We start from the raw sequence: 21,220 nt of genomic DNA, 5'->3' as shown, positions 1-21,220 counted from the left end.
CGCATCGGACGCCGCGGCCAGCGACCACATCCTCCCAGCTCGGGACGTGGCTTTGGGTCAGCGACAGGACCGTGGCATCCGGCCTGTCCTCGGCCAGTTCGATCGCCACGGTGGTGTCCTCGCCGTCCAGCGACCAGGAGAACCGCAGGGTGCGATCGTCCACATGCAGCGGCCGCTGGCGGGGCACGTCGCCTTCTGGCGTGTAGCGGCCCCAGAACGCGTACGTCCCCGGCAGTTCCACTTCGGCGTGCTCGGCCAACCAGATCCGCAGCGCCTCGGCATCGGTGAGGGCGTGGTGAACCCGCTGAAGTGGCACATCGAAACGTGCCCGCATCGTCAGCGTCGAGCTCACGGAGCCTCCTTCGGAACGTTCGGATAGCAGGCCACCGCGAGCTTGAACGCGTCACCCTCGGCGCCGCCGTAGCGGGTGAGAAGTGTCTGCATCGTGGTCTTCAGCTCCGCGAGGAACTCCTTGCGCAGGTGCGGCGGCACCCGGATCTCACCGGCGAGCCCGATGGAGGGGAGTTCCGGAGCGGCTTCCAGGCTTGCGGTCTCGGCCAGCGCGGCGACGTCGGTATGGACCTCCTCCAGGATGTCCAGCAGAAACCCCAGGCTCAGCTCGTCACGCGTGCGGGGCCCGCCGATCCTGCCGACGAGCTGGGGCGACAGCCAGTAGGTCCGCGCCTTGGCCTGGTAGACGCCCTCGTGGATGCCGTGCACCCGACGCTCGTCCACCCGGCTCACCAAACCGGCGTCCACCAGGCGCTTCACGTGGTAGTAGACCCACTGCGGGGTCTGGTCGAGCCGTTCGGCCACCTGGGTGCAGGTGCCAGGCTCGGCCAGCTGCCGCAACACACCCACCCGCTGCGGTTTGAGCAGTGCCGCAGCCTGCTCGAACCGATCGAGGTACAAGACTTCCTTCACGACAAGAAATATTTGTACGTCGGTCGGGGCTTGTCAACCTTCTGCCGGGCGGCGACCCACTCGGGCGCCGACCTGAAGGTGCGTTGCGCCTCGGCCAGGGCGCGGGGACGGCGCGCGGTCAGCGCGGCATCCCGCAGAATCGAACTCGCCCGGTCCGCGGCCGGAGCGGGGTGTGGCGATCACCGGTACGACTTGGGACGCGTCGACGGCGACGGCCCAACACGCGGGATACACTCGCAAGCCGTCCGGCATGGCCCGCATGGTGACGCCGTCGGCGCCGAACTTGAGGCTGCTGATCCCGCCGTCGGCACGATGTCCGGTACCCGCCGAAACTCCGCGGGAAACGGCGCACCCCGCAACCTGCGACGTTCGACGTACACCCAGCGCGGCCGGACCGGTCATCGCCGCCGCACCCAGCGTCCTCCGCCACTACGCACGATCGGCCCACACCCGCGTGCACCGGGAGCACCTGAAACAGGTGTGGCCGCAGCCATCGCGTTCGGATCATCCCCGCGTGCGCGGGGAGCACACCGACGTCGGCGTGCACCGCGGCCGCCAACGCGGATCATCCCCGCGTGCGCGGGGAGCACCCCACCGAGGTGCCACTCGCGCCGATCGACCCGGGATCATCCCCGCGTGCGCGGGGAGCACAGCGTACGCGGGAATCATTTGCTGTTACTTTGCGGATCATCCCCGCGTGCGCGGGGAGCACGGTGGTGTCCGTCCGTCGTTGCCTCGCACGGTCGGATCATCCCCGCGTGCGCGGGGAGCACACGACCGGAAGGGAGCACCATCAGGTGACGCGCGGATCATCCCCGCGTGCGCGGGGAGCACGTCAACTCGCCGAGGAGTTCGTCACGCCTAGAGGGATCATCCCCGCGTGCGCGGGGAGCACAAGTCGGACAATCCGGCAGCGCCATCCTGCGCCGGATCATCCCCGCGTGCGCGGGGAGCACTCTCCTTCGTCTCCGGCCACGGTCACGTCGACCGGATCATCCCCGCGTGCGCGGGGAGCACGGAGATCGCTGGTTCGTTCAAGGCAGCGGCTACGGATCATCCCCGCGTGCGCGGGGAGCACATGCTCGCGCTCCTGCCAGATGGTGCGCTTCCGGGATCATCCCCGCGTGCGCGGGGAGCACGCCGAGGCCGCCGGGGACGGAATGGAGGTCGACGGATCATCCCCGCGTGCGCGGGGAGCACGGCGATGATGTGCGGGGCGGCTGCGATGACCACGGATCATCCCCGCGTGCGCGGGGAGCACGCACCACCGAATCGTGGCTTGACCTTCCCCAGAGGATCATCCCCGCGTGCGCGGGGAGCACACTTTTTGACCTGCGAAGATACTAGCGGGTATGCCAGATTTCCTTCACTTTGCTCGCCGCACACACGACTGCCTACCAGCGGGTAACTACTTGCGGCGGAACTTGCGCCTCGCCTCGCGACGCTTCCACACGGTCTCGTCGCGCATCGCGGCGCCCTCGTAGGCAGGGCGTTCGGAAGGTTCGCGCTTGCGGGGCGGCCGGTTCGCCGGAACGTAGTCGGGCACGGTCTGCCGACGCATCAGGGTGATGCCGTCGAAGTCCACGGGCGTCCAGTCGTGCCCGTGCACCTCGAAGGCCAGCCGCTGCTCGCCCTGCACCGAGTACACCAGCAGCGCCCGGCCGTCGTCGACGAACTCGATCACCCGGTCCCACATCAGCTCACGAACCCGCGCCGACAGGTAACCGACGAAAACTCCGGGGCTGATCTCCAGCAACCACCGGGTGAGGTGCCCGCGCAGTCCTGGCGGCACCGCCGTGAGCACCACGATCGTCACAGCACGCCCCCGTAGGATACCCCGCCCGGCACCTCGCCCTGCCGCTCGTCCCAAAGAGAAATGACGTCGACCTCGAAGTACTCTTCGCTGCCCACGGACTCCGGATCGGCGTCCAGCAACAGACGCTGGATGTCCCTGGCGCAGCGCTGCAGCAACTTGCCGTTGTGCAGCGCATCCCTGATCCGGCGCCGCGCCTCGCCCGCGATGTCCTCACCGGACCCCGCCGCGATGTCGAACGCCACCGGGATCGTCAGCTCCGCCTTGTACAGATCCGCGATGTCGTAGACGAACGACCTGTGATGTCCCGTGTGGACGAAACCGAGCGCAGGCGAGCACCCGAGCGCGACGATGACCGAGTGCACGACCCCGTAGAGCGCCGCGTTCGCCGCGGACAGAGCCTGGTTCACCTCGTCCCCGGCTTCCCAGTCGTCCACATCGTAACTGCGGCTGGTCCACTCCACACCGGTCCGCTCGGAGTGCTCCCGGTACACCCGCCGCACCCGCGCGCCTTCCCTGCCGCGAAGCTGCTGCATCGTCAGCCCGGACACGTCCTCGTCCGGAAACCGCATCTCGTACATCGCCCGCGCGACCCGCAACCGCGACCGGGAGTTCGTCACCGCCTCCGCCTGCGCCGTCAGCAGGCGCGCGGACCGGGCCAGCGAGACACCGTGCGCGTAGTACCGCACGCCCTGCTCCCCCACCCACACCACCGTGGAGCCGCTGTCGGACATCAGCATGATCGCCTGATGCGTCACGGTGGTCCCCGGCCCGAGCAGCAGGACACCGACCGCGGCCGCCGGAATGTGCACGGTGCCACGCTCGTCGGTCGCGGTGATCGCGTTGCTGTCCCGGTTGACCACACACCGGTCCAGGTACAGAAAGGACAGTCGGTCGGCCGCGCGGACCAGCTCTTTCGGGCTGGCGACATAGCGCCCGACCGTGTTCACCGGCCACCTCCCTGGGTGACGGCCAGCGTAAGCAGACCGCACCCGTAGGACTTGGCGCGCCCGAGACCGAACGTCAGCGTGTGCCGGAGCGCATCCGGGTCCACGACCTCGAGATGTCCCTCGAACGTCGCCGTCGACAGGGTGACCTGCCCGCCCTTCCGGCCGAACCGGCGCACCGCCCGGTCCACCACGGCCAGGTCCGGCTCCCCCGCCGCGACGGCACTGTCCGCCACGCGGAAACCGTGCCGTTCCGCCCGGTCGAGCAGCCAGACCTGCTGCTGGCGCACCGTGACATGCCCGACCGGCTTGGTGTCGGCCCACCGGCCGAGCCGCACCGACCGCACCGGATTGGCGGTCAGCCGGAACTGCCACCGCTGCCCAACCCGCAGCGAACCCAGCAGGCCGTCGTACGTCCGCGTCTGCCAGCACGTCTCGGTGGCCGGCCAGCCCGCCTGCTCCACGAGATGCGTGAAGTCCGGCTTGTCCGGGCTCGCCACGAACAGGCACACCCGATACGCCTCGTACGTGTCGAGCCGCCACAGCACCCGGCCCTCCTCGGTGGGCCGCGCGTCCGGGAACCCGGCGAGCACCGCGGCATGCATGGCCTGCGGTGACGACAGCAGCAACCGCGCGCCGCGCCGCCGCGGATTGACCGGCATCTTGGTGAGGAACACGTCACTCCCCCAGCAACGACATCGGATCGTGCACCCCCGTGGCCGGCACGGTGCCGTGCTCGTTGGGGATCTCCACAGTTCCCCGCACCACCGAACGCCAGGTGTACTCGCGCCGGTTCGGATCGAAGCTCACGGGCATGTCCCGCACCGGTTCGGCCTCGGGCGTCCCCGGTTTGGCATCGCGGATCGTCGCGAGCCACACGGTCCGCTCCCGGTGCGCACGCTGCACCCGCACGCTCGCCTGCCACGGCCAGGTGGCGAGCGCCTGCTCGACGTCGCCGTCCGCCGTGCCCAGCGCCACCGGCCCGGCGGGCGGGCACGACCGCCTCCCCAGGTACAGCGGGAAATGCGGCGCCCGCAGCGCCTCGTCGATCCCCTCGACGAGCGCCCGGTCGCCCTCCAGCACGGCCAGGAACACCGCGTCGCTGAGGTAGTAGCGCTGGGACAGCGGCAGCGAACGCCACGTGACGCTGCCGTCACGTTCCCGTTTCGGGCGCTGCGCCGTGTGAAAGTCGCGCAGCAGCTGCCCGGGCCGGTCCACCCGGACCCCATACCGCAGGCCGAGCAGCTCCTCCAGCGGGTCCTCCCTGCGCAGCCCGCGCGCGGCGGCGACAAGCCCGAGCACACCGCTCTTGGTGGGTTCCCGCTCGGTGCCCCGGCGCACGAACCGGCTGCCGGATCCCCACGACTGCAGCGGACCGGCCAGGCGCAGCGCGACGACACTCACCGCTGTTCCAGCCGCGTCGCGACCTGCGCGCCGAGCCGGTCGACCAGATCCGCCAGCGGCACGTTCTCGCCGAGGTCGTCCAGCGCCGCGGTGTCCGGTCCGACCCGCGTCACCCACGCCGCCACCGGCGTCTCGTCGTAGGCGCGCTCGATCTCGCGGGCCTCGTCCCGCAGCGCGTCGGAGGCCGCCTTGACCCGGCCCGCGGCGCCGAGCTCGCGGACCGGGCTCTCGAACGCGCCGACCAGGTTGATCGGCTGGCTGTCCCGCAGCTGCACGACGACCGCCTCCGGCAGGGTGCGGTTGGCGAACGTGTTCTGCTTCCCGGTCGGCATCGACCGCACGAACGCGGAGACGAACGCCTCCACGGCCCTTCGCGTGGCCGCGCGGTCACCGAGGTTGTCGGCCAGCCGGTTCACGTCGACGGTCGCGTACCGGTACAGCGTCGAGGAGTTGAACTCGACCGTGCCGATCATGCCGGCGCCGGTCTCCTCCTCCGTGTTGCGGTCGTCCACCGCGGTGTAGTAGTCGAACTCCGTCTCGGCCGGGTGCACGCTGATGGCGTGCGCGACCTGCGCCGCGGCGTCCACGGTGATGTCCGCCTGGTCGGCCACCATGCGGCCGAACAGGGCGATGTCCACGGAATGGTCGCGATCGGCGAGATCCTTGACCTTCGCGGCCTTGAGCGCCTTGCCGGCGTCCTCGGCGTCGGCCGCCTCGATCGCCGCACCGGCGAGGTTCTCGATCTGCCGTCTGCTGAAGAAGACCAGGTAGCCGGACTCCGGCGCGTCCCTGTTCTTCGGTTTCTCCAGCGTGATGCCGACCTGCTTCATCGTCTCCGCCGCCAGCTCACCGGCCTGCTCCGCCAGTTCCGGTTTCCGGGCCTCGATCTCCTCGGCCAGCAGCTCGACGATCCGTTTCGTGCGCACGCCCAGCTCCGCACGGTCCAGGTGGTCGTCGAACGCGACCCGGGTGGCGCGTTTCCACGCCTGGCTGGACACGCGGGCCCGGCGCACCCCGCCGTAGGTGGCCGTCTTCGGGCTGCCCGTGTCGTCGCGGTTGAGGTTGCTCGGCGGCACCGTCTGCAGGATGTGGATGTCCACAATGGTCCGGCTCATGGCTGTTCGGCTCCCTGTTCCGTGGTGTCGGTGGTGGTGCGGTAGAAGGCGCGGCCCCAGGCCAGCCGGACGCGCTGGGCTCCGCCGGGCCGCAGCAGGTCGTGCAGGTCGTCGGCGAACCGGGCGTAGTCGAAGCCGTACCGGTGCGCGCGCAGCTGCGTGACCAGGCCCCGCACATGGACCAGGAGCTCGTCCATCGACTCGGCGGTCGCCACCGCCATGAACCTGCGCGTGACGGCCTCCTCGCTGCGGGACTCGTTGTCGCGGAGGCGGCCGACCGCGTGTCCGAACGAGGTGCCGGGGACGTGCGCGGGCACTGGGAGGGACTGCTGGTGCAGGGCATAGAGGGTGAGGGCGGCGTGGGCCGCCTGCTCGGCGTGGCTCGGCTCGTCGTCCCGCCACACCAGCTCCGGCGGGACGGCGCCGACCGTCAGTGCCCAGATCTCCGGCACGCTGCCCGCCGGTTTGCCGAGTCCCCGCCGCAACTGAGCCAAGCTCGCCTTGGCGGCGGGCTGGTCACGCAGGTACGCGGTCTGCAGCCGGTCGATCCGTCCGGTCAGGGCCCTGCCGAGCACGCCGAGCCGCCGCTGCCTGCCGGTCTCCGTCGCCGTTGTCTCCGCTGTCATCGTGCTCCCTCGGTGTCCGCGTCCGCCGCACCGGCGGAGACGAGTTCGAGTGCCGTGCGCAGGGCCGCGCGGAACCACGCCTCGGCGAGCGGTACGTTGACCTGCCTGTTGTTCAGGGTGCGTCCCGTCCACGCCTTGGCCGGTGCGCCGGTGACCAGTTCGGCGCCGATGGCGTGGCAGGTGTCGAGCACCGTTCGCTGCCACGCGCGGCGTGCCTCGGTCAGGTCCCTGCCGGGCCGCAGTCCGGCGAGCCATTCCCGGTACGGCCGCTCCAGCAACCCGTAGAGCTGTTCCGTCGCCCGGTCGCCCGCGCCGGACTTCGGTTCCGCGCCCGCGGCCTGGGCGAGGTTCTCGGCGAACCGCCAGAGCGCGGAGGCCGCCCGCTCCGCGTCGTCGACGGCACCCGTGGCGGTGCGGCCCGCGTCCGGCCGGTCCTGCCGCAGCAGCAGGACGGGCACCGGAAGGATGTCGTCGACGATCTCGGCGTAGGTGGCGCTCTGCGCTCCGTACTCGACGCCCTGCATCCGCAGGCTCGGCACGAAGTCCTCGGCGAGCAGGCCTTCCTCGGCCAGGTCGTCCAGCCACTGCAGCACTCCCGGCGAGAGATAGCGCTGTGCCTGGTCACCGCGTCCGCGCCGGGGCGAGACCGAGGGCAGCAGAGCCTCCAGACCGCGCCACACCGAGCGGTTCGGGTCGTGCGCGCGCGGCATGTAGACGACGGTCTTGAGTTTCTTGCTCTGTGGCTCGCTGTGCCGCCAGGCGGTGTGCGGGTCCTGCTTGTTCCTGTTCTGTGGCTGGATCTTGTCACCGTTGGCCAGGACGACACCGGTGACGCCGTCGCGGTCGCCGTGCAGTCGGACCCGCCGGGTCTGCCAGGTGTAGAGGTCGATGGCGCCGCGTGGCTCGCGTTCCCGCCATCGCGCGGTGTCCGGGTCCCGTTCCCACGGCGGCCGATCGTCCGGTCCGCCGATCTGGACGTAGCTGGGCACGTCGCGCGCGATCAGGTTGAGCAGCAACGTCTCGCGGAGATCGGCGCCCTGGGCGAGGACACCGCCGAGCTGGCCGGACCAGCCGGTGCCGATCGGGTAGCCCTTGCCGCCCTTGACGGTCGGGTCTCCGACGGCGCCCGACTTGATGCCGGACGGGTCGAACGCGTGCACGTGGATGAGCCAGCGGGCGGCCTCGGCGGGCCGCAGGGACCGGAGGCTGGCCGCGGACCGGGTGGTGAAGAGCGGTTCCCCGTCGGGGACGTCGGCCACGATCTTCGCCAGCCCGGAAACCTCGCCCTTGCCGGTGCGCAGCCCGGCGACCTGGTAGAACGGTGTCTCGGGGTCGAACAGGTCGAACCGGTGGCGGACCCGGGTTGCGTAGTCACGGATCTCCCGCATCGGCAGGCCGGGCCGGGCCCACAGCTCCGCCCATGCCCGCTGGTCCTCGGGGCCGTCCAGTGCTCGGTGCAGGAAGGCCAGCAGCAGCCGGGTGATGGCGAACGACTGGGTCGGGACCTCACCGCCGATCACCGTCAGCTCCGGCGCCTGCTCGAACACGTCCACAAGGGACGCTTCGTGCTCGCGGCCCGCCCGATCGGTCACGACGATCCACGGTTCGTCGAGCAGGTTGAACCCGCGCTCATCCGGCACTGTCGAACACCTCCAGACCGCGCTCCGGGGTGTAGCGCAGGGAGCGATCATTGATCCGGCCGTAGCCGCCGCGGTCGACGACGAGTACCGGTTGCCGGTAGATGAGCGGCGACTGCTCCCACGCCGGTGGGGTCGCCTGCCACAACTCGTCCTCCGCATCCGGGTTGCTGAAGGTCAGCGGCAGCCGGAGCACGCAGGCCGCCATCGTCTCCGCGAGGTCGTCGGGCGGCGGCTCCTCGCGTGGGACCGGCAGGTTCCCGGCACCGTCCGGGAGCCAGCCCGGCGTCCGCCACCGGCCGTCCTCGTCGCGGACCAGGAGCAGCGCCTCCAGGCTCGGCGCGCCGTCGCGCACCTGCCCCTGCCCCTGTGCCTCGTCGTCGGTCTCGCCGATGCTGGCCGACAGCCACCCGATGATGGCCTTGCCCGGCCGGGACGGTGGCGCGATCTGGAAGGTGCCGGCCTTGCGCTCGCGTTTCTCGGTGCGCTCCAGCCACGTCGCCCGCGCGGCTGCCATGGCTTCCCGCCACTCGGGAGGGCCGATTTCGTCGGCACCGTAGGCGCGGCGCACCAGGTCCGCGATGTCGCCGGGCAGCTCGATGGTCCGGCCGAACCGCTCGGCCAGCACCACGGCCGAGCGCAGCAGCGGGTACGCGCCGTAGACGTGGCGCGCCGCGGCCGGTTCGAGCTCCGGAGGTGCGGCACCGAAGTCGGCACCGGTGAGGTAGACCCGCGCCGTGCTCACCCGCCGTGGCCGGTCCCGCTGGTGCCGGTGCAGGCGGCCCATCCGTTGCAGCACCAGGTCGACCGGGGCCAGATCGGTGACGAGGAGGTCGAAGTCCACGTCGAGCGACTGCTCCACCACCTGGGACGCCACGACGATGTGCCGCCACGGCCTGCGCGAGGCGCGGCCGGGCGCGCCGAAACCGTCCAGCAGTTCGGTGTCCTTGCGCAACCGGTCGGCGACGATGAACCGGGAATGGGCCACGGTGACCTCGCCCGGGAACTCCCGTTCCAGCCGGTCCGCGGCGGCGAGGACCCGGCGTACGGTGTTGCGCACGACCAGCGCGGCACCGCCGTCGGCCAGGGCGTCCCGCAGCACCGAGACCAGCTGGTCCAGGTCGTCCGTCAGCGCGGTCACCGCGACCGAAGTGGACCGTCCGGACGGCCGCACCGCCCGGCTTTCCGAGGACGTCCCGGTGGTGGAGGTCAGGGCGGGGTACGCGGTCCCCGCATCCGGCTGCCCGGCGGTGCCGCCACGACCGCGTTGGTAGGCGTCGACGAGGGCGCTGCGCTGTTCCGGTGGCAGTGTGGCCGACAACGCCACCACCGGCACCTTGTACGCGCCGAGCCACGTGAGCACCTTCGTGAGATAGGAGTTCATGTACGCGTCGTAGGCGTGAATCTCGTCGATCACCACGACCTTGCCCGCGAGCGCCAGGTGCCGCAGCATCAGGTGCCGCGACGTGAGCCCGGCGAACAGCAGCTGGTCGATGGTCACCACGGCGAAGTTGGCGAGCAGCGCCTTCTTCCGCCCGGTAAGCCAGGCGTGTGCCGCGACGGAATGCCGGGGCCCGTCCGCCTCGTCACAGCCGATCTGCGCCGGGCGGCCCGACTGGAACAACCCCTGGAACAGGCGGTTGAACCGGGCCTTGCCGTGGCCGAGCGTGATGGCGCCACTGACTTGCTGGTCGTCCGCGCCCATCGCGTCGAGCCAGGCGAGGACCCGCGCGAACATCGCGTCGGTGGTGGCCTGCGTCGGCAGGGCCACCAGAACGCCGCCGAGGTTCCAGCGCGCCGCGAAGACCTCCGCGGCGGCGAGCGCGGCCTCGGTCTTGCCCTCACCCATCGGCGCCTCGACCACCAGCAGCCCGGGCTCGGGCAGTTGGCACGCGAGTTCGTGCACCGCTCGCTGCACGGGCCGGGGCTCGGCACCGGCCGGAAGGCGGAACCGTTGGGAGAAAAGCGTGGACACGTCCGGAAGCGGCCGGGGCCGCCAGGGCTCCGGGAGCCGGAGCCGCCGCAGCGCGCGCCGCACCCGCGTCTCGTCGGCGCGCACCGGGGGAAGGCTGCCCCGGTGGTAGGGCAGCAAGTCCTGGTTGCTGGCTATCCAGTCGGAGACGATCACCAGCCCGGTCGCGAGCACCTGGAACTGCGCCGAGAGCCGGATGTCCGCGAGAGCGTCCAGTTCGGACTCGATGCCGGTTCGCATGGCGACGAAGCTCGCCAGCTCGTCCTGCACCTCCCGCCAGGTGTCCGAACCATACAGTTCGGGAACCTCGTCCGGGCGGGCCGCCTTCACGCTGTCCGAGTCGGGTGTGGTGCCGTGATGGCCGCCGAGCACCACGCCCCAGGTTCGGGCGGTGTTCTTCGGCCACCCTCGCCCGGCCAGCCAGCGGACCAGCAGATGGTGACCCGCGACGGAGTGGTGAGCCAACCACCGGTCCGGGAGCGCCGCCTTATTGGCGGGCATGTAGAGACCGTGCTCGCGCATGCGCTGGGCGAGGCTGATGTGCTGCACGGCGAAGGCCGGTGTCGCCTTGCCGAGGTCGTGAACGCCGGCCAGGAAGGTCAGCACCCGCCGCGCGACATCGCGCTCCCCGCCGAAGGGTTCGGCGAAAAGCCGGACCACGTTCGGCGCGAGCCAGTCGTCGAACAAGGCACCGGCAACCGCGGCCGAGTCCTCCATGTGCTGCCAGAGCGGAAGCCAGCCACCCTCGTCGTCCGGCGACTTGGCCCACACCGACCGAGCCGCATCGCTCAGAGTCATCGCCGAACAAGTCGAGCGATCCGGACCTACCGTTACCTCGGCGGCCCATGAGACAGCTCTGCGTTACTGTTTCGTTACATATGGCCGCGATCTCGTGGTCCCGTTCTCCCGGTCCTGCGCACGTGGGAGCGCCAGGTCCCGCGGCACCTGGTGCGAGCCATCCCCGCATGCGCAGGGAGCACGCCGCAGCTGCTCCAACGGAGTCGAGCGGACCGGATCATCCCCGCATGCGCGGGGAGCACGTGATCGTGGCCAGCGAGGAGTCCGGGACGACCGGATCATCCCCGCATGCGCGGGGAGCACCACGCCGCCACACCCGCCATCGACATGGCGGCCGGATCATCCCCGCATGCGCTGGGAGCACGCCTGGGGCAGGAATATCAGGTAGGCGCCCGTCGGATCATCCCCGCATGCGCGGAGAGCACAGGCGGGAGAACACGAAGCTCTGGCCGTCGCCCGGATCATCCCCGCATGCGCGGGGAGCACGCTGCGCGACGCCGGGGTGGGCACTCGCGAGTTGGATCATCCCCGCATGCGCGGGGAGCACCCCTTCTTAGAAGCCCGCCAGCGTTTCTAGCTCGGATCATCCCCGCATGCGCGGGGAGCACCACATGCCCAATGCAGTGGTGGCCAAGCAGCGCGGATCATCCCCGCATGCGCGGGGAGCGCAGCGCCGTTTTCATCGGTGAGTGACATGTCCTGGGATCATCCCCGCATGCGCGGGGAGCACGGCTTCCTCTTTCAGTGTCCGGGGTCTTCGAGCGGATCATCCCCGCATGCGCGGGGAGCACTGTTTACCTGGATCGGCGCGGCGTTCAAGGTGCGGATCATCCCCGCATGCGCGGGGAGCACCGGGACCGCAGCTGGCCGCAGCTCACGCGCCGGGGATCATCCCCGCATGCGCGGGGAGCACGCGGGGCTTCTGGCTCGCCTGTCGAGAGTTGCCGGATCATCCCCGCATGCGCGGGGAGCACAAGCGCGAGGTTACCGGCGAGATCGAGGTCAACGGATCATCCCCGCATGCGCGGGGAGCACGTAGAACGAAACGCCGTCGATTGTCCAACCGAAGGATCATCCCCGCATGCGCGGGGAGCACCTGTAGTTTGTCCATCTCGATGCGTGCGTGCCAGGATCATCCCCGCATGCGCGGGGAGCACCGGAGTCGGTGCCCTGGGTGCCAGCCGACCTGCGGATCATCCCCGCATGCGCGGGGAGCACGTAGGTATCGAGGTTAGTAGCCATGTTTCCGCCGGATCATCCCCGCATGCGCGGGGAGCACGCAGCGGGCCGGGTCACCGAGTTCGGTACCGCAGGATCATCCCCGCATGCGCGGGGAGCACTTCTTCAGCTTCTCGGTGGTGATCCCGAATTCCGGATCATCCCCGCATGCGCGGGGAGCACCTGCTCGACACGATCAACGAGTACTCGACCCAGGGATCATCCCCGCATGCGCGGGGAGCACACTTCTTGACCTGCGGAGATACTAGCGGGTATGCCAGATCTCATTCACTTTGCTCGCCGACCACGCAACCACCTACCCGTCAGTAACTACCTGGGACCGAAAGCCAACCTCGCGTGGAAGCGTTTCCACGACTTCCACGCAGTACCGTCCCACCTCACATAGGCCAGGCGTTCAGAGTTCTCCTCGCGTCACAGCTCCGCAGCCTCCGCGCCACGCTGGCCAATACCGCCGGTTCCCGCTCCGTCGCTGCGGCCGCACATCGGGCCACGCTCGTCGAGGTCGACGGACGACCACACCGGCCCCGACAGCAGGCAGGCATTCGGTCGGCTCGGCGGCGAAGCTAAAGACTGCGGCACAGTCTGTTCACCCGGTCGTCGGTCGCGAAATCCGCCACGCGATCCTGAGCCGCGCGAGCAGACCTTACGCGGAGCACGGGGACCGAAGCCCCGTTCCGCAGTGCCAATCGGATGACGTCGGCGGCGATCTCCTGCGACTCGTCGGCCTGGCCGCGGCAACGGGTCAGCCGCACCATCTCGTCGGCCGTTCTCACTGGCCCTCCTTCCTCACCTGTGCTGTTCAGAGCCGTCGCAGCGCTCGCGCCACTCCGGCCAGGAACGCCGGTTCCCGCTCCGGCCGCCGGGCCCGCACGGTCGCGCCCGGCGCGTCGAGGTCCCGCGTCGGCCACACGGGCCCAGTCGTGGGCAGGCGCTCGGTGGGTTCGAGGTCGGGCGGCCACCGGAACCGCGGCACGGTCGGCGGCTCAGTCACCGGACCGCCAGGCGAGCCACCTCACGGCGACGATGCCGACCGCACCCCAGAACCAGGCCAGCGCCGTCACGACGGCCCCTCGATGACGCATCCCTCGAACACATCGGCTCGGTCCTGCATCTCCTGTCCGAGCGCGGCGAGCGCCTCGCCGAGTTCGCGGCAGCCGCTGGCGGGCAGTTCGCCGCCGTCCTGCCCGTCGAGCAGCCTCACGGTCAGCTGACCGAGCTGTGTGTTCACCGTCATGAGCCGCGCAAGGAGATCACGATCGCGGGCGATCATCGTCGGCCACCTCCTCGTCAACCTGCTCGTCGTCGAGGGGGCCGTCACCGTCCGGGTCGTAGATCCGACCCCGGCTGTCGCGGAGCCAGCTCATCGGAGACCGACTCCCTCGCTGTGTTGCGTCACAACCGCCGGGCTACACATCGTCACGGACAGTAGAGACGATCCGCACACGTTCGTTTCCCGCCAGGAAACCCAGCCGGTACCGTGGGAAACATGGACTCGATCGGCACCACCATTCGCCGTCTTCGCAGGTGGCGCGGCCTCTCGCTGGAACAGGCCGCCGGATTGGCCGGCCTGTCCAAGGGCTACCTGTCCAAGATCGAAACCGGTCGCGCGCCCGTCGACCGGCGCAGCACGCTCGTGGCGATCGCCAACGCGCTGCGCGTCAGCCTGGCCGACATCACCGGCGACGGCCTGGAGATCCGCGACCCCGCCGCCGACAGCACCGTCCCCGCCATCCGCACGGCGCTGCTGGACACCGACCTCGACGACGGTCCGCCGCGCGGCGAGCTGCGCGAGCTCATTGCCGAGGCGCAACTCCTCGCGGCGATGCGGCAGGCCAACCAAGAGGCCGAGGTCGGCCACCGGCTGCCGCCGCTACTCACCGCGCTGCACACCCACGCCCGGCAGGCCGACGCGCTACGCGCGCTCGTCACCGCCACCCACACCACCGCACTGCTCGTGAAGGGCCTCGGCTCACCCGACCTCGCCTGGATCGCCGCCGACCGCGGCCACGCTGCCGCCGAACGGCTCGGCGAGCCGGAATGGATCGCGCTCGCCGAGTTCGCCCGCACCCAAGCGCTGTCCGGACTCGGTGCACACCAGCGCGCCGGCACCCTCGCCCGCCGCGGACTCGACGTCGTGCCCGATGACGCCCTCGACATCCGTGGCGCGCTCACCCTCACGACCGGCTTCGCCGACACCATCGTGGGCGGCGAACCCTCCGGCGCGCTCGACGAGGCCGCCGGGCTGGCCGAGCACGTCGAGAACGGCAACCGGCACCATCTACTGTTCTCCCCGGCCAATGTCGTGCTGTGGCGCATGTCCACCGCCCTGGAATGCGGCGACCACGCGCTCGCCGCGAGCCTGGCCGAGACGATCGACCCGGCCGAACTCGCGATCGACTCGCGACGCACCACGTACCTGATCGAGCACGCCCGTGCCCTCTACGGGCTGCGCAGGCCCGACGAACAGGTGCTCGACCTGCTCACACAAGCCGAACGGCTCGGCCCGGTCCGCACCCGCAGCAACGCATTCGCCCGCGAGATCGTCGCCACCATGCTCGAACGGGCGCGGCGCGAATCGGTCGTTCGGGAAGCGCGCGGCCTGGCTTCCCGGATGGGGTTGCTCAAGACCGCCTGACAATCCGATTGCCCGACGGCCGCGCTCAACGTCGATCAGCCGTCACACGGCGTCGGAGGCTGGTGTGGCGCAGCCATCGCCGGGCTCGGTGACGTGCTGGTCCGCAGGCGGCGTGTAGTCGAGCAGGCAGGAGGCGCAGTCGGCGACAGCTCGATCCAGCCGCAGCCGAGTTGCACGACACCGCCGATGATGTACGGATCATCCCCGCGTGCGCGGGGAGCACGCACACCACGCGGGCTCGGCGGTACCTGTCGCAGGGTCATCCCCGCGTGCGCGGGGAGCACACATCTGGAAGTTGCTCACTCGTTCTCCAGTAGGGATCATCCCCGCGTGCGCGGGGAGCACGCGCTCATCGGGCTCGCGCCGATCCTGCTGGTGGGATCATCCCCGCGTGCGCGGGGAGCACACTTCCTGAACTGCGGAGATACTACCGGGTACGCCGGATTTCATTCACTTTCCACACCTTGACGATCAGAAACGCAACATAGGAACGGCGTTGAGGTCGATACCGTAGCGGGCGTAGATCTTGATGGTGTACTCGCCGGTCAGGTCGGCTTCGGTGTAGCCGAGCAACCCGGCGACCCTGATCACCTCATCTCTGGATCCGGCTTCAATCTCCAGGTACGGGGGAATCCGGGGCCAGGTGTCGATCTCGACTTGTGCGCCATCGAGGATGAAGCTGGTGCGCTTGGTCTCCTGGTAGGACTTCGCGCTGAAGCCCATCACGCCGAGCAGTGCGTTGGTGGCGGCGAAATCATCGACACCCACTTCGATCTCGTGGGTGCCGTCGATGGCGTCGCTGGTGATCTGCTTGACGGTCAGCGTGGTCTCGTCGCCGGTGTCGCGGAGCCTGATCCACTTGGACTGGTCGCCAGGGGTGATGTCGTAGACGTAGCGGCGCATGAACCGTTCGCCGAGCTTCTGGCCGCCCTTGTCCAGGATCAGCCGTTGCATGGCGTCGGGGTCGATGTCGAGGACCTTGGCTTCGTGCTCGACGGGCACTGCGTGCTCCTTCCGGAAGGTGCTCAGTGGTCGACGTTAACCGGCGATGCGGGCGGTGAGCCGCTGGTGCTTTGTGCAGCGCCGTACCCTCAGTCTCATGGTTGATCATCTCTCCGTCACAACGACCACGCCCGACCGGAACTCGGCCGCCCAGCTCGCAGCCTCAGCGGTGCGGGCGAAGCTGGCCGCGACTGCACAGGTTCACGGGCCTGTCGCGAACTTCTTCTGGCACCTCGGCGAAGAGGGTCAGGGCGAAGAATGGCTCGCGGTGTTCAAGACCACCAGCGAACGCTATCCTGAACTGGAAGCGCACCTGATCGCCGAACACCCCTGGGAGAATCCCGAGGTGACCGCAGTGACGCTCGCCGCGGGTTCGGCGGGATATCTCGCATGGATCGAGCGCGCCACGACACCGAACGCGAGTTAACCGCGGATACGTTCCAGCGTTTCGCCCACCGCAGCCACGTCCCGGTAGCGCCCGAGTTGCCTGGCCACAGTCGCGACTCGCGCGATCGGGCGCACGGACGCGACCCCAGCAGCGAGATCATGGGCTTTGCGCTGTGCGGGACCCACTACCCAAGCCGTGCGGCATTCCAGCCGAAGCGCCGCCGAACCACGCTACGACTTCTCGTTCTGCGCCCTCGAATACACCGGAGCGGAACCGTGATCGAACACGACCGTGTCCTGCTGGCCCGCGCCGCCCATGTCAACCACAACTTCGGCATCGCCGTCGTCAGGCGGCCACCAGGACGGCGGTGAGCTACCCGCCAGAGAACTCCGCGCGAGCGCCTCGCGCTCGGCGAACCCCCCGCCGACTTCCTCACCCGCGTGGCCGAACCCAACGGACGCACGATCGACCCGGCGCACAGGCTGATTATCGAAGCCCACAACGACGGCTGAACGAGCAGCGCCGGCGTCGACGGTATGCACCGGTGCTCAGGTGCAATGTCGGCTTCTGGGCGGATCATCCGCGCGCGCGGGGAGCACTTCCGGCTCCACATCTCCGCGATCACCGGCACCGGATCATCCCCGCGTGCGCGGGGAGCACGACTCCCTGTCCCTATCCCAATCCCTAGTGGTCACGGATCATCCCCGCGTGCGCGGGGAGCACTGGTCGAGCACGAACGCAGCCTCCGTGTTGGCGGGATCATCCCCGCGTGCGCGGCGAGCACACTTCCTGACCTGCAACGCTACAACCGACAACCCCAATTCCCCTTCACTTTGCTCGCGCTGGTACGCCCGTCCCAAACCGTGAGAAACCAGCCGCGGATCGTCGGTGCGCGCGCATAGAGTCGCGGGGTGGCCGTCGACGTCTCCCCCGCTTCCCAGGCGCCCCCGGTGCGGCAGGGCCGCGGGCTGCTGCTGATCGTGCTCGCGTCGCTGTTCTTCGGCAGCTCGGGCGTCATCGGCAAACCCGCGATGCTCGCCGGGATGTCACCGGAGGAGGTGGCGGCCGCGCGCATCGGCCTCTCCGCGCTGGTGCTGGCGGCCGGGGTGGGGCTCGCGCGGCCGCGGCTGCTGCGCGTGCGGCGCACGGAGTGGCCGCTGCTGCTGGGATACGGGCTGCTCGGCGTGGCCGGGGTGCAGCTGCTCTTCTTCGTCTCCGCCTCCCGCATCCCGGTGGGTGTCGCGATCCTGCTGGAGTTCACCTCGCCGGTGCTGGTGGCGCTGTGGGTGCGGTTCGTCCGCCGGGTGCGGCTGCCGTGGGCGGTGTGGGGCGGCATCGCGCTCGCGCTCACCGGGCTGGCGATGCTCGCGCAGGTCGGCACCGGGCTGCGGCTCGACACGATCGGCCTGCTGGCCGGGCTCGGCGCCGCGCTCGGCTCGGCGGCCTACTTCCTGCTCGGCGAGCACGGCGTGGCCACGAAGGACCCGCTCGGCATGGTGACCTGGGGCATGATCATCGGCGCCGGCGCGGTCTTCCTGGTGGCACCACCGTGGACCCTGCCGATGGACATCGTGCTCGGCCCGGCCGAGTTCGGCCCGTGGCGGCCGCCGGTGTGGGCGCTGCTGATCGCCGTCGCGCTCGTGTCCACCGTGCTGGCCTACCTGTCCGGCATCACGGCCCTGCGCCACCTGCCCGCCTCCGTCGCCAGCGTGCTCGCCCTGTGCGAGCCGCTCATCGCCACCGCCGCCGCCTGGCTGGTGCTGGGCGAGGCCCTCACCTGGGTGCAGATCGCCGGGGCGGGCGTCCTGTTGACGGGGGCGACGATCGTGCAGCTCACCGCCCCCGCCAAGCAACCCAGCACCGCGGGCGAACCGCTGCCCGTCGAGGCGGAACCGTCGTGAGGGTCAGACGGGAATGACGGTGGGCACGATCATCGGGCGGCGCCGGTAGGTCTCGGCCACCCAGCGGCCCACCACGCGCCGCACCGACTGGGCGATCCGGTGCATGTCGGTGATGCCCTCCGCCTCGGTGCGCGACAGCTCCATCTCCACCAGCGCGACCGCCGCGTCGAGCGCCTTCGGGTCGTCGGAGAACCCGCGCCCGGACACGGTCGGCGGGCTCACCGCCCTGCCGGTCGTGGAGTCCACCGCCACCGTGATCGCGATGAACCCGCCCTCGCCGAGCACCAGCCGGTCGGACAGCGTCGACTCACCGACATCGCCGACGGACAGGCCGTCCACGTAGACGTGCCCCACCTCGACGCGGCCCGCGATCGACGCCTTGCCGTCCACCAGGTCGACCACCACGCCGTCCTCGGCGAGCACCACGTTCTCCGGCGCCACGCCCGTGCGCACCGCCAGCTCCGCGTTGGCCCGCAGGTGCCGCCACTCACCGTGCACCGGCATCACGTTGCTCGGCCGGATCGCGTTGTAGAGGAACAGCAGCTCCCCCGCCGACGCGTGCCCCGACACGTGCACCTTCGCGTTGCCCTGGTGCACGACGTCGGCGCCGAGCCGCATCAGCCCGTTCACCACGCCGAACACCGCGGTCTCGTTGCCCGGGATCATCGAGCTGGCCAGCACGACCGTGTCCCCGGCGCGGATGGAGATCTGCCGGTGCTCCCCGCGCGCCATCCGGGACAGCGCCGACAGCGGCTCGCCCTGCGAACCGGTGGACACGAACAGCACCTTCGACTCGGGCAGGTTCACCGCCTCGTCCAGGTCGATGAGCAGCCCCTCGGGGATCTCCAGCAACCCCAGCTCCGCCGCGATGCCCATGTTGCGGACCATCGAGCGGCCGACGAAGGCCACCCGGCGGCCGTGCTTCACCGCGGCGTCGAGCACCTGCTGCACGCGGTGCACGTGGCTGGCGAAGCAGGCCACGATCACCCGCTGCCGCACCTGCGAGATCACGTCGTCCAGCACCGGGCCGATGTCCCGCTCCGCGGTGACGAAACCGGGCACCTCGGCGTTGGTGGAGTCGACGCACAGCAGGTCCACGCCCTCGTCCCCGAGCCGGGAGAACCCGGCCAGGTCGGTCAGCCTGCCGTCCAGCGGCAGCTGGTCCAGCTTGATGTCGCCGGTGTGCAGCACGAGACCCGCCGGGGTCCGCATCGCCACCGCGAGCGCGTCCGGGATCGAGTGGTTGACCGCGAAGAACTCCAGCTCGAACTCGCCGACCCGGCGCTTCTCGCCCTCGCGCACCTCGGTCAGCTGCGGCCGCTGCCGGTGTTCCTTGCACTTCGCCGCCAGCAGCGCGAGCGTGAACCGCGAGCCGTACACCGGCAGGTCGGGCCGCATCCGGAGGAGGAACGGCACCGCGCCGATGTGGTCCTCGTGGCCGTGGGTCAGCACGAGCGCGTCGACGTCGTCCAGCCGGTCCTCGATCGCGCGGAAGTCAGGCAGGATCAGGTCGACGCCCGGCTGCTGGTCCTCGGGGAACAGCACCCCGCAGTCGACGATCACCAGCCTGCCGCCGTACTCGAAGACGGTCATGTTCCGGCCGATCTCGCCGATGCCGCCGAGCGCGACGACACGCAGGCCGCCTTCCGGCGGGGCGGGCGGGGCGTACGAAGGTCCGGGTCCGATGTGGAGCTGGCTCACCGATGAATGGTCCCAACGCTGGTGTGAGTGGTCGGTGCAACATACGCCGCGGCGGAGTCGGCCTGGGCGACCCGGGAGCCCGCCCAGTCGCTCGTCGGTGACTGTTCGAGTGGCACGCCCGCCTGGGTCAGGTCCGCCGCGATCGCCTCGACCTGCTCACTGCTGGCCGGCACGATCGGGAGCCGCGGCTCCCCGACATCGTAGCCGCGCATCCGCAGCGCCGTCTTGGCGAAGACGACGCCGCCGACCCGCGAGAACGCGCGGTACACCGGGAGCATGCCCCGGTGGTTGGTGCGCGCCGTGGACGTGTCGCCGTCCTCGTAGGCCTCGATCATGGCCCGGATGCGGCCCGCGACCACATGCCCGATGACGCTGACCACGCCGGTCGCGCCGACCGAGAGCCACGGCAGGTTCAGCGCGTCGTCCCCCGAATAGTAGGCGAGGTGGGTGTTCGCGATCACCTCGCTGCCCGCGAGCAGGTCGCCCTTGGCGTCCTTGACGGCGAGGATGCGCGGGTGCTCGGCCAGCCTGCGCAGCGTGTCCACCTCGATCGGCACGATGGAGCGCGGCGGGATGTCGTAGAGCATCACCGGCAGGCCGGTGGCGTCGGCGACCGACGTGAAGTGCGCGTACAGCCCGGCCTGGGTGGGCCGCGAGTAGTACGGGGTGACGACGAGGACGCCGTGGGCGCCCGCCTTCTCCGCCTGGCGCACCAGCTCGACGCTGTGCGCGGTGTCGTAGGTGCCCGCGCCCGACACGACGGTGGCCTTGTCCCCCACCGCCTCCACGACGGCCCGGACCAGGTCCGCCTTCTCGGCGTCGGTGGTGGTGGGGCTCTCGCCGGTGGTGCCGTTGATCACCAGCCCGTCGTTGCCCAGCTCCAGCAGGTGCACGGCGAGCTCCTGCGCCCGCTTCAGGTCCACGGCCCCGTGGGTGTCGAAGGGGGTGACCATGGCGGTGAGCACGCGGCCGAACGGCCTCCCGGGCGCGGCGGTGGGTGGGGTGGGCGGTGCGATCGACATGCCGTTGACGGTACCTCGTTCAGGCCGTCACCCGGTGCCGACGCCGCCGATCGCGGCGATCGCGTTCCGCACGCCGCGGCGCGGCGGAGAATCACC

Annotated in this window: 19 protein-coding genes, 1 pseudogene and 2 CRISPR repeat arrays; of the genes and pseudogenes, 3 read left to right on the top strand and 17 right to left on the bottom strand. The window is 70.5% G+C overall.

Translation table 11 applies throughout. The annotated features are described in order from the left end of the window. Window positions 1-10 precede the first annotated feature (10 nt). From B0I33_RS30840 to B0I33_RS01135, 13 genes and pseudogenes are all read right to left on the bottom strand, one after another. Window positions 11-334 (bottom strand): annotated as a pseudogene (locus B0I33_RS30840) (SRPBCC domain-containing protein); the annotation flags it as partial. Between the two features lie 14 nt (window positions 335-348). Then, entirely contained in the window at window positions 349-924 is a 576-nt protein-coding gene (locus B0I33_RS01190) for a winged helix-turn-helix domain-containing protein (protein WP_106176607.1), read from the bottom strand. A 501-nt stretch (window positions 925-1,425) separates the two neighbouring features. Next, window positions 1,426-2,246: a CRISPR direct-repeat array (repeat unit 28 nt; unit sequence GGATCATCCCCGCGTGCGCGGGGAGCAC). Window positions 2,247-2,332: 86 nt separating this feature from the next. Beyond that, window positions 2,333-2,740: a type I-E CRISPR-associated endoribonuclease Cas2e gene (cas2e, locus tag B0I33_RS01185; protein WP_106176606.1), complete on the bottom strand. Its 408-nt coding sequence runs from the start codon at window positions 2,738-2,740 to the stop codon at window positions 2,333-2,335. Beyond that, on the bottom strand, window positions 2,737-3,687 hold the full coding sequence (gene cas1e, locus B0I33_RS01180) for a type I-E CRISPR-associated endonuclease Cas1e (RefSeq protein WP_106176605.1): 951 nt from the start codon (window positions 3,685-3,687) through the stop codon (window positions 2,737-2,739). The genes cas2e and cas1e overlap by 4 nt, the downstream gene beginning before the upstream one ends. Beyond that, a complete protein-coding gene (gene cas6e / locus B0I33_RS01175) occupies window positions 3,684-4,361 on the bottom strand; it encodes a type I-E CRISPR-associated protein Cas6/Cse3/CasE (RefSeq protein ID WP_106176604.1) in 678 nt (225 codons plus the stop codon). Before cas6e ends, cas1e begins: the two co-directional genes overlap by 4 nt. Before the next feature lies 1 nt (window position 4,362). Continuing rightward, a complete protein-coding gene (gene cas5e, locus B0I33_RS01170; protein WP_106176603.1) occupies window positions 4,363-5,088 on the bottom strand; it encodes a type I-E CRISPR-associated protein Cas5/CasD in 726 nt (241 codons plus the stop codon). Continuing rightward, entirely contained in the window at window positions 5,085-6,203 is a 1,119-nt protein-coding gene (gene cas7e / locus B0I33_RS01165) for a type I-E CRISPR-associated protein Cas7/Cse4/CasC (protein ID WP_106176602.1), read from the bottom strand. The genes cas5e and cas7e overlap by 4 nt, the downstream gene beginning before the upstream one ends. Continuing rightward, entirely contained in the window at window positions 6,200-6,829 is a 630-nt protein-coding gene (casB, locus tag B0I33_RS01160) for a type I-E CRISPR-associated protein Cse2/CasB (protein ID WP_106176601.1), read from the bottom strand. The genes cas7e and casB overlap by 4 nt, the downstream gene beginning before the upstream one ends. Further along, the gene (gene casA, locus B0I33_RS01155) at window positions 6,826-8,469 is read right to left on the bottom strand and encodes a type I-E CRISPR-associated protein Cse1/CasA (protein WP_219927102.1); all 1,644 of its coding nucleotides are present in this window, start codon (window positions 8,467-8,469) and stop codon (window positions 6,826-6,828) included. Before casA ends, casB begins: the two co-directional genes overlap by 4 nt. Further along, the gene (gene cas3, locus B0I33_RS01150) at window positions 8,459-11,236 is read right to left on the bottom strand and encodes a CRISPR-associated helicase Cas3' (protein ID WP_219927101.1); all 2,778 of its coding nucleotides are present in this window, start codon (window positions 11,234-11,236) and stop codon (window positions 8,459-8,461) included. The genes casA and cas3 overlap by 11 nt, the downstream gene beginning before the upstream one ends. Before the next feature lie 154 nt (window positions 11,237-11,390). Beyond that, window positions 11,391-12,698: a CRISPR direct-repeat array (repeat unit 28 nt; unit sequence GGATCATCCCCGCATGCGCGGGGAGCAC). A 340-nt stretch (window positions 12,699-13,038) separates the two neighbouring features. Beyond that, a complete protein-coding gene (locus B0I33_RS01145) occupies window positions 13,039-13,248 on the bottom strand; it encodes a hypothetical protein (RefSeq protein WP_106176598.1) in 210 nt (69 codons plus the stop codon). A 26-nt stretch (window positions 13,249-13,274) separates the two neighbouring features. Continuing rightward, window positions 13,275-13,466, bottom strand: a complete 192-nt coding sequence (locus B0I33_RS01140) for a hypothetical protein (RefSeq protein WP_106176597.1) — start codon at window positions 13,464-13,466, stop codon at window positions 13,275-13,277. Window positions 13,467-13,532: 66 nt separating this feature from the next. Further along, complete coding sequence (locus tag B0I33_RS01135; protein WP_106176596.1) at window positions 13,533-13,745, bottom strand: hypothetical protein; 213 nt, start codon at window positions 13,743-13,745, stop codon at window positions 13,533-13,535. A 216-nt stretch (window positions 13,746-13,961) separates the two neighbouring features. Between B0I33_RS01135 and B0I33_RS01130 the strand changes: the two genes are divergently transcribed. After that, the gene (locus B0I33_RS01130; RefSeq protein WP_106176595.1) at window positions 13,962-15,110 is read left to right on the top strand and encodes a helix-turn-helix domain-containing protein; all 1,149 of its coding nucleotides are present in this window, start codon (window positions 13,962-13,964) and stop codon (window positions 15,108-15,110) included. A 471-nt stretch (window positions 15,111-15,581) separates the two neighbouring features. On the opposite strand, the gene B0I33_RS01125 is transcribed toward B0I33_RS01130, so the two are convergent. Next, on the bottom strand, window positions 15,582-16,112 hold the full coding sequence (locus B0I33_RS01125) for a class IV adenylate cyclase (RefSeq protein WP_106176594.1): 531 nt from the start codon (window positions 16,110-16,112) through the stop codon (window positions 15,582-15,584). 97 nt (window positions 16,113-16,209) lie between these two features. Between B0I33_RS01125 and cutA the strand changes: the two genes are divergently transcribed. Beyond that, on the top strand, window positions 16,210-16,539 hold the full coding sequence (gene cutA, locus B0I33_RS01120) for a divalent-cation tolerance protein CutA (RefSeq protein ID WP_106176982.1): 330 nt from the start codon (window positions 16,210-16,212) through the stop codon (window positions 16,537-16,539). 191 nt (window positions 16,540-16,730) lie between these two features. Here the strand turns inward: cutA and B0I33_RS01115 are convergent, their stop codons facing one another. Continuing rightward, complete coding sequence (locus tag B0I33_RS01115) at window positions 16,731-17,042, bottom strand: hypothetical protein (protein ID WP_106176593.1); 312 nt, start codon at window positions 17,040-17,042, stop codon at window positions 16,731-16,733. A 369-nt stretch (window positions 17,043-17,411) separates the two neighbouring features. Between B0I33_RS01115 and B0I33_RS01110 the strand changes: the two genes are divergently transcribed. Next, window positions 17,412-18,401 carry an EamA family transporter gene (locus tag B0I33_RS01110; protein ID WP_106176592.1) on the top strand — a complete coding sequence of 330 codons (990 nt, stop codon included), beginning with the start codon at window positions 17,412-17,414 and terminating at the stop codon, window positions 18,399-18,401. A 3-nt stretch (window positions 18,402-18,404) separates the two neighbouring features. Here the strand turns inward: B0I33_RS01110 and B0I33_RS01105 are convergent, their stop codons facing one another. Further along, the gene (locus B0I33_RS01105; RefSeq protein WP_106176591.1) at window positions 18,405-20,102 is read right to left on the bottom strand and encodes a ribonuclease J; all 1,698 of its coding nucleotides are present in this window, start codon (window positions 20,100-20,102) and stop codon (window positions 18,405-18,407) included. Further along, window positions 20,099-21,124: a 4-hydroxy-tetrahydrodipicolinate synthase gene (dapA, locus tag B0I33_RS01100; protein ID WP_106176590.1), complete on the bottom strand. Its 1,026-nt coding sequence runs from the start codon at window positions 21,122-21,124 to the stop codon at window positions 20,099-20,101. Before dapA ends, B0I33_RS01105 begins: the two co-directional genes overlap by 4 nt. Window positions 21,125-21,220: the final 96 nt, after the last annotated feature.

This window comes from Prauserella shujinwangii (genome assembly GCF_003001955.1).
Classification (GTDB): Bacteria; Actinomycetota; Actinomycetes; order Mycobacteriales; family Pseudonocardiaceae; genus Qaidamihabitans; species Qaidamihabitans shujinwangii.
Note: the sequence above shows the minus strand (reverse complement) of the source record. Positions and strands in the feature narration are given on the sequence as shown.